The 12307-nt window shown below is 73.0% G+C and carries 11 protein-coding genes; 8 read left to right on the forward strand and 3 right to left on the reverse strand.

What is annotated here, in order from left to right; genetic code table 11:
* Positions 1 to 249 precede the first annotated feature (249 nt).
* The 3 genes from purN (at position 250) to N8I86_RS23330 (ending at position 2805) form a co-directional block, all read left to right on the forward strand.
* Entirely contained in the window at positions 250 to 888 is a 639-nt protein-coding gene (gene purN, locus N8I86_RS23320) for a phosphoribosylglycinamide formyltransferase (protein WP_263280144.1), read from the forward strand.
* On the forward strand, positions 885 to 2447 hold the full coding sequence (purH, locus tag N8I86_RS23325) for a bifunctional phosphoribosylaminoimidazolecarboxamide formyltransferase/IMP cyclohydrolase (protein WP_073888765.1): 1563 nt from the start codon (positions 885 to 887) through the stop codon (positions 2445 to 2447). Before purN ends, purH begins: the two co-directional genes overlap by 4 nt.
* 109 nt (positions 2448 to 2556) lie before the next feature.
* The gene (locus N8I86_RS23330) at positions 2557 to 2805 is read left to right on the forward strand and encodes a hypothetical protein (RefSeq protein WP_263278622.1); all 249 of its coding nucleotides are present in this window, start codon (positions 2557 to 2559) and stop codon (positions 2803 to 2805) included.
* 130 nt (positions 2806 to 2935) lie between these two features.
* Here the strand turns inward: N8I86_RS23330 and N8I86_RS23335 are convergent, their stop codons facing one another.
* The gene (locus tag N8I86_RS23335) at positions 2936 to 3577 is read right to left on the reverse strand and encodes a hypothetical protein (protein WP_263278623.1); all 642 of its coding nucleotides are present in this window, start codon (positions 3575 to 3577) and stop codon (positions 2936 to 2938) included.
* Positions 3578 to 3861: 284 nt separating this feature from the next.
* Here N8I86_RS23335 and N8I86_RS23340 point away from each other — a divergent pair, with 284 nt between their 5' ends.
* The 4 genes from N8I86_RS23340 (at position 3862) to N8I86_RS23355 (ending at position 8562) form a co-directional block, all read left to right on the forward strand.
* Positions 3862 to 4719, forward strand: coding sequence for a bifunctional methylenetetrahydrofolate dehydrogenase/methenyltetrahydrofolate cyclohydrolase (locus tag N8I86_RS23340; protein WP_073888771.1), 858 nt, complete (start codon positions 3862 to 3864; stop codon positions 4717 to 4719).
* The gene (locus tag N8I86_RS23345; RefSeq protein WP_073888773.1) at positions 4706 to 5176 is read left to right on the forward strand and encodes a DUF3017 domain-containing protein; all 471 of its coding nucleotides are present in this window, start codon (positions 4706 to 4708) and stop codon (positions 5174 to 5176) included. The genes N8I86_RS23340 and N8I86_RS23345 overlap by 14 nt, the downstream gene beginning before the upstream one ends.
* Before the next feature lie 718 nt (positions 5177 to 5894).
* On the forward strand, positions 5895 to 7181 hold the full coding sequence (locus tag N8I86_RS23350; protein ID WP_263278624.1) for a helix-turn-helix domain-containing protein: 1287 nt from the start codon (positions 5895 to 5897) through the stop codon (positions 7179 to 7181).
* A gap of 391 nt (positions 7182 to 7572) precedes the next feature.
* Complete coding sequence (locus N8I86_RS23355) at positions 7573 to 8562, forward strand: malate dehydrogenase (RefSeq protein ID WP_263278625.1); 990 nt, start codon at positions 7573 to 7575, stop codon at positions 8560 to 8562.
* Between the two features lie 120 nt (positions 8563 to 8682).
* Here the strand turns inward: N8I86_RS23355 and N8I86_RS23360 are convergent, their stop codons facing one another.
* Entirely contained in the window at positions 8683 to 10071 is a 1389-nt protein-coding gene (locus tag N8I86_RS23360) for an MFS transporter (protein ID WP_263278626.1), read from the reverse strand.
* Between the two features lie 100 nt (positions 10072 to 10171).
* On the opposite strand from N8I86_RS23360, the gene N8I86_RS23365 reads away from it, so the two are divergent.
* The gene (locus N8I86_RS23365; RefSeq protein ID WP_073888780.1) at positions 10172 to 11086 is read left to right on the forward strand and encodes a LysR family transcriptional regulator; all 915 of its coding nucleotides are present in this window, start codon (positions 10172 to 10174) and stop codon (positions 11084 to 11086) included.
* On the opposite strand, the gene N8I86_RS23370 is transcribed toward N8I86_RS23365, so the two are convergent.
* Complete coding sequence (locus N8I86_RS23370; RefSeq protein WP_263278627.1) at positions 11083 to 12024, reverse strand: bifunctional helix-turn-helix transcriptional regulator/GNAT family N-acetyltransferase; 942 nt, start codon at positions 12022 to 12024, stop codon at positions 11083 to 11085. The genes N8I86_RS23365 and N8I86_RS23370 overlap by 4 nt on opposite strands.
* Positions 12025 to 12307: the final 283 nt, after the last annotated feature.

Genomic DNA, 12307 nt, shown 5'->3' on the forward strand with positions numbered 1-12307 from the left:
CCGGCGAGAGCTTCCACCCCGTTGAACGCACCGCACGCCGACCGCGTTCCCGAGGCTGCCCCATCCCGAACCCCTGCGAACGCTACCTTCCGGCCAGGCACCCGTCCCGTGGGGGCCGTCCGCAGTGCCGGTATCGTTGCTGACGGCCGGCCGCTTCGTAGACTTCCCCGTATCGGGAAGCGTGAAGCATTCGTGCGAACGTACAAGCCGCCGGCCGGACAGATCACCACCCCGAGAAAGGGCCCCACCGTGGCCGCCACCCCCGCTGGCCCAGCGGTCAAGCGCCTCGTCGTGCTGGTCTCCGGATCCGGCACGAACCTCCAGGCGCTCCTGGACGAGATCGAGCGCGTCGGAGCCGAGGCGTACGGCGCCCGGGTCGTCGCCGTCGGGGCAGACCGCGACGGTGTCGAGGGGCTGGCCCGCGCCGAGCGCGCCGGACTGCCGACCTTCGTGCGGAAGGTCAAGGACCACGCCGGCCGGGAGGAGTGGGACGCCGCCCTCACCGAGGCCGTGGCCGCCCACGAGCCCGACCTCGTGATCTCCGCCGGGTTCATGAAGATCGTCGGCAAGGAGTTCCTCGCCCGCTACGGCGGACGGTTCGTGAACACCCACCCGGCGCTGCTGCCCAGTTTTCCCGGGGCCCACGGCGTCCGTGACGCGCTCGCGTACGGCGCCAGGGTCACCGGCTGCACCGTCCACTTCGTCGACGACGGCGTCGACACCGGACCGATCATCGCCCAGGGCGTGGTCGAGGTCAGGGACGAGGACGACGAGAGCGCGCTGCACGAGCGCATCAAGGAAGTCGAGCGAAGGCTGCTCGTCGAGGTCGTGGGGCGGCTCGCCCGCAACGGCTATCGCATTGAGGGACGAAAGGTAGTTATCCAGTGACCGCGGAGAGCAACAAGCGGGCCATCCGTCGCGCGCTCGTCAGCGTCTACGACAAGACCGGTCTCGAGGACCTCGCGCGCGGGCTGCACGAGGCGGGCGTCGAGCTCGTCTCCACCGGCTCCACGGCCGGCCGGATCGCCGCCGCCGGTGTCCCCGTCACCAAGGTCGAGGAGCTCACCGGCTTCCCCGAGTGCCTCGACGGCCGGGTGAAGACCCTGCACCCGCGGGTGCACGCGGGCATCCTCGCCGACCTGCGGCTGGACAGCCACCGCGAACAGCTCGCCGAGCTGGGCGTCGAACCGTTCGACCTGGTCGTCGTCAACCTCTACCCGTTCCGGGAGACCGTCGACTCCGGCGCCTCGCCCGACGAGTGCGTGGAGCAGATCGACATCGGCGGCCCGTCGATGGTCCGCGCCGCCGCCAAGAACCACCCCTCGGTGGCCGTGGTGACCAGCCCCGAGCGGTACGCCGACGTCCTCGCCGCCGTGCAGGACGGCGGCTTCGACCTCGCCGCCCGCAAGCGCCTGGCCGCCGAGGCCTTCCGGCACACCGCGGAGTACGACATCGCCGTCGCGTCGTGGTTCGCCTCCGCCTACGCCCCGGCCGACGACTCCGCGTTCCCCGAGTTCATCGGCACCACCCTGGAGCGCGCGCACACCCTGCGCTACGGCGAGAACCCGCACCAGCCCGCCGCCCTGTACACCTCCGGCGAGGGCGGCCTCGCGGCGGCCGAGCAGCTGCACGGCAAGGAGATGTCGTACAACAACTACACGGACACGGACGCCGCGCGCCGTGCCGCGTACGACCACGACGAGCCCTGCGTCGCGATCATCAAGCACGCCAACCCCTGCGGCATCGCGGTCGGCGCGGACGTCGCCGAGGCGCACCGCAAGGCGCACGCCTGCGACCCGCTGTCCGCGTTCGGCGGTGTGATCGCGGTGAACCGGCCGGTCAGCAAGGAGATGGCCGAGCAGGTCGCGGAGATCTTCACCGAGGTCATCGTGGCGCCGGACTACGAGGAGGGCGCGCTGGAGGCCCTCACCAAGAAGAAGAACATCCGCGTGCTGCGCTGCCCCGGCGCCCCGGCCCACCCGGTGGACGTCAAGCCCATCGACGGCGGCGCGCTGCTCCAGGTCGCCGACCGTCTCCAGGCCGAGGGCGACGACCCGGCCAACTGGACGCTGGCCAGCGGTGAGGCGCTCTCCGCCGAGGAGCTGGCGCAGCTGGCCTTCGCCTGGAAGGCGTGCCGTGCGGTGAAGTCCAACGCGATCCTGCTCGCCAAGGACGGCGCCTCGGTCGGCGTCGGCATGGGCCAGGTCAACCGCGTGGACTCCTGCAAGCTGGCCGTCGAGCGGGCCGGTGAGGAGCGGGCCCGCGGCGCCTACGCGGCCTCCGACGCGTTCTTCCCCTTCCCCGACGGCCCCGCGATCCTCATCGAGGCCGGTGTCCGGGCGATCGTCCAGCCGGGCGGCTCGATCCGTGACGAGCAGGTCGTCGAGGCCGCCAAGGAGGCGGGCGTGACCATGTACTTCACGGGCACGCGCCACTTCTTCCACTGAGTTCCGCCGCTCGGGGAAGTGCCCGCTCCGGTACCGGAACGGGCACTTCCTGAGCACCGTACGGACACGGCCCCCTGCCCGCCGCCGCCCCGGCGGGCAGGATCACCCCATGCAGGCCTGCGGATGCATGAACCCGATCGAGATGGTGGCGCGGCTGGCGGGCTACGGGCTGGTGGGCCTGGCCGCCGTCGTGCTCGGTCTCGTCTGCCTGATCGCCGTGCTGCTCGCCGCGATCGTCGTGCTCGGCGGCCTCGTCCGCCGGCGGTCCGGGGCCGTCCGCACCTCGGCGGACGGCGCCGCCGCCGAGGAGCCGGCCGGTCTCGCGTCCTTCCGGTGGCATTCCGGGCCGGACCGCTGACGTACCCCCGCCCGGCCGCCGTGGCCGCCCGGTGCTGCCGCAACGGCCGTAGACGGCCCGGAAAAGGCGACCGGGCTGTCCTCCCGCAACGGGAGGAGCAGCCCGGTCGACGCCTGTGGCGGTCGCCCGCTCAGTAGCGCGGGCGGTTGAACCAGGCGGTACCGCTCGGAACGACCGGCGCCGCGGTGATGACGGCCGCGAACACCACCCAGATCAGCGGAAAGATGACGGCCGAGGCGAGACCGGAGTCCATGCCCGCGAACAGCATGATCAGGCCGAGGATGCCGCCGAGCGCGCCGTAGACCACCGTCGTGATGCGCACGCCCTGGCCACCACGGCCGAACTTCACGCCCAGCGTGATGGACAGCGCCGCCAGGCCCAGCGCGATCAGCGCGAAGAACACGATCAGGCCCGCGGCGGTGTGACCGCCCTCGCCGATCGCGGTGAACGGGTTGTCCGAGGAGGAGCTGCCCAGGTCGTCCGCCTTGTTCGAGACGTCGTTGACGAAGGCCGCCACGTACAGCCAGATCAGGCCGCCGATGATCTGCACGGCGGAGATCAGGTACAGGAACACCCGGGCCGTCACGAGCAGACCCGGCATCGACTGGGGCATCGCGTTGCCGCCCGGGTAGCCGGGGTAGGCGGGCTGCTGCGGGTAGCCGTAGCCCTGCGGCGGGCCGGCCGGCGCCTGCGGGTAGCCGTAGCCGGGAGCGGCCGACGGGGGCTGGGGCGGGGGCGGGCCGTAGGGGTTGTTCGGGTCGCCGAAGCTCATGGCGGTGTTCCTCCGTTGCTCAAGTGCGGGGACGAACGCGCGGCACGGTTCGGAGGAGAGTTCTACAGATGCGGTCCGTCCCCCCGGCACTGCCCGCGGCACTGTGTGCTCATCGTTCTTTAGCAGGCTCTTACTTGTCCAGCCGGAATCGGCATGTGTTGTGCAAGTGCAACATCACTGATCATGAGGTGACACATCCCGGATCATGCGGTGACAAAAGACGGGGAGAGCTGTCCGGCGACCCGGATTGGAACCGGGGCCGGGTCATCCGCGAGGATGGACCCATGACCGCCCAGATTCTCGATGGCAAGGCCACCGCAGCCGCGATCAAGTCCGATCTGACCGCCCGCGTGGCGGCGCTGAAGGAGAAGGGCGTCACGCCCGGCCTCGGCACGATCCTGGTCGGGGACGACCCCGGCAGCCAGAAGTACGTCGCGGGCAAGCACCGCGACTGCGCGCAGGTCGGTATCGCCTCCATCCAGCGGGAGTTGCCGGCCACGGCCACCCAGGAGGAGATCGAGGCGGTCGTCCGCGAGCTGAACGAGGACCCGGCCTGCACCGGCTACATCGTCCAGCTGCCGCTGCCCAAGGGCATCGACGAGAACCGCATCCTGGAGCTGATGGACCCGGCCAAGGACGCCGACGGCCTGCACCCGATGAACCTCGGGCGGCTGGTCCTCAACGAGCCGGCCCCGCTGCCCTGCACCCCCAACGGCATCATCACCCTGCTGCGCGCCCACGGCGTGGAGATCAAGGGCGCCGAGGTCGTGGTCGTCGGCCGCGGTGTGACCATCGGCCGCCCCATGCCGCTGCTGCTGACCCGGCGCAGCGAGAACGCCACCGTGACCCAGTGCCACACCGGCACCCGGGACCTGTCCGCGCACCTGAAGCGGGCCGACATCATCGTCGCGGCCGCCGGCTTCCCGCACCTGATCCGCGCCGAGGACGTCAAGGAGGGCGCGGCCGTCCTGGACGTCGGCGTCTCCCGCAACGCCGAGGGGAAGATCGTCGGCGACGTCCACCCGGACGTGCTGGAGGTGGCCGGCTGGATCTCCCCGAACCCCGGCGGGGTCGGTCCGATGACCCGGGCCCAGCTGCTGGTCAACGTGGTCGAGGCGGCGGAGCGCAGTGCCGGTCGATGAGACGCGCGGCGGTGAGCCGACCGTCCGCGACGCGATCAGCGCCCCCGATGCCGAGGGGCGCCCGCGGCGGACCACGCGCCGCTTCCCGCTGTTCACCAAGGACACCGCACGCCCCGAGGGCGGCGGCCGGGCGGCCCCCGGCGACGCCCCGGCGCCCGCCCGGCAGTGGCCCATGCTCGTCGTGCTGTCGACGGTCGCGCTCGGCCTGCTGCTGACCGCGCTCGACGTGTTCCGCATCGGCATGCTGGTGGTCGGTGCCGCCCTGCTGGCCGGCGCGGTCCTGCGCTGGGTCCTGCCGAGCGTCGGCATGCTCGCCGTCCGGTCCCGCTTCACGGACATCGTGACCTACGGCATCCTCGGCGTGGTGATCGTCCTGCTGGCGCTGATGGCGCAGCCCGACCCGTGGCTGCGGATCCCGTTCGTGAAGGGGATCCTGCACTTCACGATCAGCAGATAGCGAAGCCGGCAGTACCGGTGGCCCGCACCTCCCCCGGGGTGCGGGCCACCGGTGCCTCCCCGTCGCCGACGCTACGGCGGACCGCCCGCGCGCCGCGTCGGCCCCGCGGCCGAACTCCCCGGCCACCCGCGGCGGTAGGCGAGGGGCGTCTGCAACTTCCGCGGTACCGCGAGCGGTTGACTCCGTGTCCCGTCACCGGGCGTTACCCTGCGGCGATGCGACCGAGGACCCCCCGCCCGCTCGTCGTGGACACGTTGATCGCGGTCGCGATGGCCGTGGTCGCCGTCCTGCTCGGGCAGGAGTCATGCTGACCCCGGGCGGCTGAGCCCCGCCGGACACGGGAGCGGCGGCCCGTCCCCTCCCCCGAGCAAGGACGAACCGCCGCCGGGGACAGCCTTCCGCCTCGGGAACTCCCTGTTCAACGCCTGTCCCCGCGCTGTGGCACGGAAGTGACCGTTCCGCTACGGTGTCCGCGCGCACCCCCGCCTGTGCCGTTCAGGTGTCGACGTATTGACAGTTCGGGATACGTTACGAAGACCTCGTGGTACCGGGTGCACCGCCGCGGCGACCCATGCCCCCGTGCGCCCCCGCACCGGGAACTGGGATCCTTGGTCAGCGCATCCCTGTGGGTAGCCGGCACATGTACCGGCACGCGGGGGCGAGCCGGGGGGCCGCGCGCGAGACGACATGCACCGACCGGGGGGAAGAGGGGGAAACGATGCCTCGCTGGAAAGATCTGCCCGAGGATCTGGACCCGCAGATCAAGGAGTTCACGAGCCAGCTGCGCCGGCTCGTGGACCGCAGCGGCCTGAGCATCGCGGCACTGGCCGACCGTACGGGATACAGCAAGACGTCCTGGGAGCGTTATCTGAGCGGCCGGCTCCTCGCGCCCAAGGGCGCGATCGTCGCGCTCTCCGAGGTCACCGGCTCCAGCCCGGTCCATCTCACCACCATGTGGGAGCTGGCCGAACGGGCCTGGAGCCGGGCGGAGATGCGGCACGACCGCACCATGGAGGCGATCCGGATCTCCCAGGCGCGGGCCGCGCTGGGCGACTTCGGGGCGGCCGAGGCGACCGGCGGCCCGTCCGCGGGCCAGGGCGGCGGCACCGCCGTGACCCCGGGCGTGGCCGGTCCGGCCGGCGTCTCCCCGGCGGTCCCCGTCCGGCCGGCGGCCCCCGACGCAGGCGGCGACGCCCGCGAGGAGGCGGGCGGCGAACCGGCCGACGCCGCGGACGGCGCGGACGGCGCGGACTCGGGCGTCAACTCCTGGAAGCTGGCCGGGTACAGAGGTCCCTCGCCGGCGAGCAGCCGTCCCGGCACGGGGATACGGCCCCCGGCCCCGGTCGACGGTCCCGGCCCGGCTCCGGGCACTCCGGCTCCCGGCACGCAGCCCGGGCACGCAGGCCCCGGGTACCCCGCCCCGGGCATCCCGGTCCCGGGCATCCCGGTCCCGCACCAGGGGCAGCCGGGGGCGCCCCGGCCCGCGGACCGCGCCTCCGCCGGGGGTCCGGGCCGCCGGCAGCGGCTGACGATGTTCCTCGCGGGGCTCGTCGGCGTGCTCGTCGTCGTCGCCGGCGTCCTCTGGTTCGTGAACCAGGGCGGCCACGGCGGGAAGGGCGGCGCCGCCAAGTCCCCCGCCCCCTCCGCCAGCGCCCACGTCAAGCTGCCGCCCGGCGTGAAGTGCGCCGGCTCCGCGTGCGACGGCAAGGACGCCGAGGCCATGGGGTGCAGCGGCGACCTGGTCACCACCGCCAAGACCGCCACCGTCGGCACCACCACCCTGGAGGTCCGCTACAGCAAGTCGTGCGGCACCGTCTGGGGCCGCATCACCGGTGCCACACAGGGCGACGAGGTGCAGGTGTCCTCGGGCAAGGTGAAGCAGACCGGGGAGATCACCGCCGTGGGGGACGCCATCGCGTACACCCCGATGGTCGCCGTGAAGAACCCGGCGGAGGCCAAGGCCTGCGCGACCCTGGCGTCCGGGCGGACCGGCTGCACGCCGTGACGGCCGTCCGTGTCCGTACGGCTCCTCGCGCGCGGTAGGCACCGCCCCGGGGAGCCGGAAGGGTGAAATTCCCTTCCGGCGCGCATGGCGGACCCGATCCCGGGCACGCGAGCAGTACCCCCACGGGAGTCCGGTGTTTCGGTACCCCCACCGGCGGCCGTCTCCGTCCCTCCTCTCCCGGACGGGCGGCCGCCTTTTCGTCCCCCGCGGCCCCGCCGCCCCCGGCGTCCCGCCCCGGTGATCCTCTTGTGGGGTGAGCCACACGGCCCGGGACGTCTCGCATGCCGGATGCGCGATAGCCTGACCGCTGGATCGATCTCTTGATACCAAGAGATCGATCATCCGCCCGGGGCAGTGACGCCCCACCGCCAGCTGTCATACGGAGAACGCCATGACCCGCACTCCCGTGAACGTCACCGTCACCGGCGCGGCCGGCCAGATCGGTTACGCCCTGCTCTTCCGCATCGCCTCCGGCCAGCTGCTCGGCGCGGACGTACCGGTCAAGCTGCGCCTCCTGGAGATCACCCCCGCGCTGAAGGCCGCCGAGGGCACGGCCATGGAGCTGGACGACTGCGCCTTCCCGCTGCTCCAGGGCATCGAGATCACCGACGACCCGAACGTGGCCTTCGACGGCGCGAACGTGGCCCTGCTGGTGGGCGCCCGTCCGCGGACCAAGGGCATGGAGCGCGGTGACCTGCTGGAGGCCAACGGCGGCATCTTCAAGCCGCAGGGCAAGGCCATCAACGACCACGCCGCGGACGACATCAAGGTCCTCGTCGTCGGCAACCCGGCCAACACCAACGCGCTGATCGCCCAGGCCGCCGCGCCGGACGTGCCGGCCGAGCGCTTCACCGCGATGACCCGCCTGGACCACAACCGCGCGCTGACCCAGCTCGCGAAGAAGACGGGCTCCACGGTCGCCGACATCAAGCGCCTGACCATCTGGGGCAACCACTCCGCCACCCAGTACCCGGACATCTTCCACGCCACCGTGGCCGGCAAGAACGCCGCCGAGGTCGTCAACGACGAGAGGTGGCTGGCCGAGGACTTCATCCCGACCGTCGCCAAGCGCGGTGCCGCGATCATCGAGGCCCGCGGTGCCTCGTCGGCCGCCTCCGCCGCCAACGCCGCCATCGACCACGTGTACACCTGGGTCAACGGCACCGCCGACGGCGACTGGACCTCCATGGGCATCCCGTCGGACGGCTCCTACGGCGTCCCGGAGGGCCTGATCTCCTCCTTCCCGGTCACCACCAAGGACGGCAAGTACGAGATCGTCCAGGGCCTGGACATCAACGAGTTCTCCCGCGCCCGCATCGACGCGTCCGTCCAGGAGCTGGCGGAGGAGCGCGAGGCGGTTCGCTCCCTCGGCCTGCTCTAGGACTTCCGCACCACGCGGCCGACGCTCGGCACCCCGTCCCAGGGGTGCCGAGCGTTCGTCGTGTGCGGGTCCGTCGTGGCCGGTTCGCGCCCGCGCCGCCCACCGGGACGGCCCCGCACCTCAGGGGGCCGCGGTGCCGTCGGCCGCGTAGCGCGGCACCCTCCGGGCGGGCGGGCCGTACCCGGCCACCACGAGCGCCGTGGCGGCCAGCACCACCACACCCACCGTCCGCAGCGCCGGCCCCATGCCGTGCGGCAGGTCGGCGTGCGCGGACAGGACGGTGCCGGTGACGGCGACGCCCAGTGCGGCACCCGTCTCCCGGGCCGTCGTACCGAGACCCGAGCCGAGGCCCGCCCGGTGGGGCGGGAGCGAGGTGACCACGCCCAGGGTGAGGGCCGGCATGGACAGTCCGGCGCCGGCCGAGATGACCAGCAGCCAGCAGACGAACACCGCGTAGGGCGTGCCCGCGTCCGCCGTGGACGCGCCGAGCAGGCCGAGGCCGATCAGGGCGAGACCGGTGCCGACGACGGCCCGGGGGTGGCCGGCCCAGCGGGTGGCCAGCTTCTGGGTGGCCGCCATCCCGAACACCAGCGGCATGATCGCCAGTCCGGTGACGGCGGCGCCGAACCCCTTCACACCCTGCAGGTACTGCGAGTTGACGTAGAAGAGGGAGAACAGCCCGAAGAAGCCGGTGGCCGTGCCGAGACAGGCCGCCCGCAGCCGAGCCGAGGCGAAGGCGCGCGGGTCGAACAGCGGGGCCGGGGAGCGCAGGGCGTGTCCGGTGAAGCCCGCGATCAGCAGCGCGCCCGCCGTGAAGGCGCCGAGGATGCGCGCGGAGGTCCAGCCGTGCACCGGGCCCTCGATGATGCCGAACAGGACCGCGACCAGACCCGTCGTCAGCAGCAGGGTGCCGAGCGGGTCGGGGTGGCCGTCGGGGGAGCGCTCGGTGCGCGGGGTCGTGACCACGACGGCGACGGCCAGCAGGACGGCCAGCGGGACCATCGCCGCGAACAGGGCGCGCCAGGTGAGGAACTGGCCGGCGAGCCCGCCGCCCAGGTTGCCCGCCGCGCCGCCGAGGCCGATCGACAGCGTCCAGGCGCCCATCGAACGGGCCCGGTGCTCGGGTGCGGACAGCCGCATCAGGATCGACAGGGTGGCCGGGGTGATGAGGGCCGCCCCGGCGCCGGACAGTCCCCGGCCCGCGATCAGCACGGCCGGACCGGTGGCGAGCGCGCTGGTGGCGGCGCCCGCCGCGAACAGGCCGAGCCCGGCGAGCAGGGCGCCCTTGCGGCCGTACCGGTCGCCCAGCGCGCCGGCCGGGACGAGCAGCCCCGCGAAGACGATGACGTAGGCGTCGACCGTCCACAGGACCTGGGTGTGCGACGGGTGCAGGGACGACGAACTCAACTGCGGTATCAGCAGGTTGATGGCGGCGACCATGCTCTGGGCGACCAGGACGCAGGCGCACAGCGAAAGCAGGGTGGGGCGTTTCAGGGCGTGCGGGGGCACGGCTCCTCCCGGGAGCTGGATGGTGGTGTGGGATGCGTTCTCACCGTAGGCTCGCGCGTGACCTGCTTGCCAGTGCAACCTTCGCAAGGAATACCTGCACATGACGCAATCCGCCGGACTGGACCTGAATCTGCTGGTCGCGCTGGACGTGCTGCTGGAGGAGCAGAGCGTGCGGGGCGCCGCCGCCCGGCTCCACCTGTCCGAGCCGGCCATGAGCCGCACCCTCGGCCGGATCCGCAAGGCGCTCGGCGACCCGGTCCTCGTGCGTGCCGGACGCCGGATGGTGCCCACCCCGCACGCGCTGGCCGTGCGGGCCGAGGTGAGCGCGGTGGTGGAGCGGGCCCGGGCCCTGTTCGCGCCGGACCGGGACGCCGATCTGCGGGACGTCACCCGCACCTTCACGATCCTCGGGCACGACGCGATCGCCGCGACCCACGGCGCGGCCCTCTTCGCCCGTGCCGCGCGTGAGGCCCCCGGTATCCGGCTGCGCTTCCTGTCCGAGAGCCATCTGGACGCCCCGTTCCTGCGCCAGGGCACCGCCGACCTGGAGGTCGGGGTGATCGACTCGGCCGCGCCCGAGGTGCACGTGGAACCGGTCTACGAGGACCGCATGCTGGGGGTCGTGCGTGCCGGACACCCGCTGCTCACCGGCGAGTTGACGCCCGAGCGGTTCGCCGGGGCGGCGGGTCACCTCATCGTCTCCCGGCGCGGCAGGCTGCAGGGCCCGATCGACGACGCCCTCGCCGAACTCGGCCTGCAGCGGCGGGTGGTGGGCAGCGTCGGCTCCTACCCGGCCTCCCTCTTCGTCGTGCACGAGACCGACCTGATCGGCCTCGTCAGCCACTGGGGCCGCCCCCTGGCCGACACCCTCGGCCTGGTCACCTTCGAGATCCCGCTGCGACTGCCCGCGGTGAAGCTGGGGTTCGCCTGGCACCCCCGGCACGACGCCGACCCCGCGCACGCCTGGCTGCGCGGCTGCGTGCGCGAGCTGATGCTCCGGGAGTCAGCCGGCTAGCCGCTTCTCGAACCGGTGCCCAGCCGCTTCTCGAACCAGTGCGAGGCGTAGACGTTGTCGTCGTAGGCCGGGATCTCCGTGTAGCCGCACGCCCGGTACATCGCCTGGGCCTCGGTGAGCTCGGCGTGGGTGTCCAGGCGCACGGCGTCCAGACCGCGTGCCCGCGCCTCCCGTTCCAGCCCGGACAGCAGCCGTCGCGCGAGCCCCAGCCGGCGGGCCCGCGGGTGCACCCACACGTGCCGGATCTCGCCGGTCCCCGGCTCCAGCCGGCGCAGCGCCCCGCAGCCGACGGCGCGCTGCTCCTCGTACGCCACCAGGAAGGCGCCGGCGTCCCCGGTCACCTCCTCGGGCCGCACCAGGGCGGCCTTGTCGAAGCCCTCGGGGAAGCGCGCGTCGATGTCGGCGGCGTAGGCGTCCAGGCAGGCCAGTGCGTCCGGCGAGGCGCCGTCGACCACCTCGACGGTGATCGACGCCAGCCGCAGCAGCCGTTCCGCGGTGGTCAGGGCCGCGGTCAGTTCGGCCCGCCGGGCGGGGTCGAGCCCTTCGAGGAGGCCGGCGGCGAGGGCGTCGGCGCGCCGCTGCTGCTCGGCGACCTCGGCGCGGCCGGCCGGGGTCGGCTCGATCACCCGCAGCCGGTTGTCGTGCGGGGGTACGCCGACGCGCACCAGCCCCTGTGCCTCAAGGGCCTTCGCCATCCGGCTGAGGTATCCGGCGTCCAGGCCGAGCCGGCCGCGCAGCTCCCGCAGGGAGACTCCCTCCCCGATCTCGAAGAGCAGCCGGGCCTCACCGAGCGGCCGGTCCTGACCGAGGTAGTGGTCGTCCAGGGCGCCGATACGGCGCGTGAAGTAGCGGTTGAAGCGGCGGAGGGCGGCCACGTCGTCCGCCGGGACCGGGGACGCCGGGGCTGCGGTTCTTTGACTGCCGTCAAAGGTCTCCATCCCCCGACTGTAGCCAGCGGTTCCGGGGCCGTCCACGGGTGACGCCGGGCGGCCGGTTCGCGCCGGCCGCGGTGACGCCAAGGCTGCACTGTGCACCGATATTTACGTGCCATAGCCATCCAAGCGCCCGCTAGGTGCCCGGTTTTGTTCGTTTTCGACCGCATTTTCAGTGACGCGGCGCACTTTCGGCCACCGATTGCGCATGCAATGCGCGGGCTCCGGGCATGCGTTCGCGGTCCCCGAGCGTGACATGCGTGTGACACAGGGGCACGGATCAGGAACG

Source organism: Streptomyces albidicamelliae (genome assembly GCF_025642175.1).
Classification (GTDB): domain Bacteria; phylum Actinomycetota; class Actinomycetes; order Streptomycetales; family Streptomycetaceae; genus Streptomyces; species Streptomyces albidocamelliae.

What these genes read in the sequence shown, in the direction of transcription:
- N8I86_RS23330 (WP_263278622.1), top strand. Translation starts at nt 2,557, where the DNA reads ATGCAGGCCTGCGGATGCATGAACCCGATCGAGATGGTGGCGCGGCTG.
- N8I86_RS23335 (WP_263278623.1), bottom strand. Translation starts at nt 3,577, where the DNA reads ATGAGCTTCGGCGACCCGAACAACCCCTACGGCCCGCCCCCGCCCCAG.
- N8I86_RS23340 (WP_073888771.1), top strand. Translation starts at nt 3,862, where the DNA reads ATGACCGCCCAGATTCTCGATGGCAAGGCCACCGCAGCCGCGATCAAG.
- N8I86_RS23350 (WP_263278624.1), top strand. Translation starts at nt 5,895, where the DNA reads ATGCCTCGCTGGAAAGATCTGCCCGAGGATCTGGACCCGCAGATCAAG.
- N8I86_RS23355 (WP_263278625.1), top strand. Translation starts at nt 7,573, where the DNA reads ATGACCCGCACTCCCGTGAACGTCACCGTCACCGGCGCGGCCGGCCAG.
- N8I86_RS23365 (WP_073888780.1), top strand. Translation starts at nt 10,172, where the DNA reads ATGACGCAATCCGCCGGACTGGACCTGAATCTGCTGGTCGCGCTGGAC.
- N8I86_RS23370 (WP_263278627.1), bottom strand. Translation starts at nt 12,024, where the DNA reads ATGGAGACCTTTGACGGCAGTCAAAGAACCGCAGCCCCGGCGTCCCCG.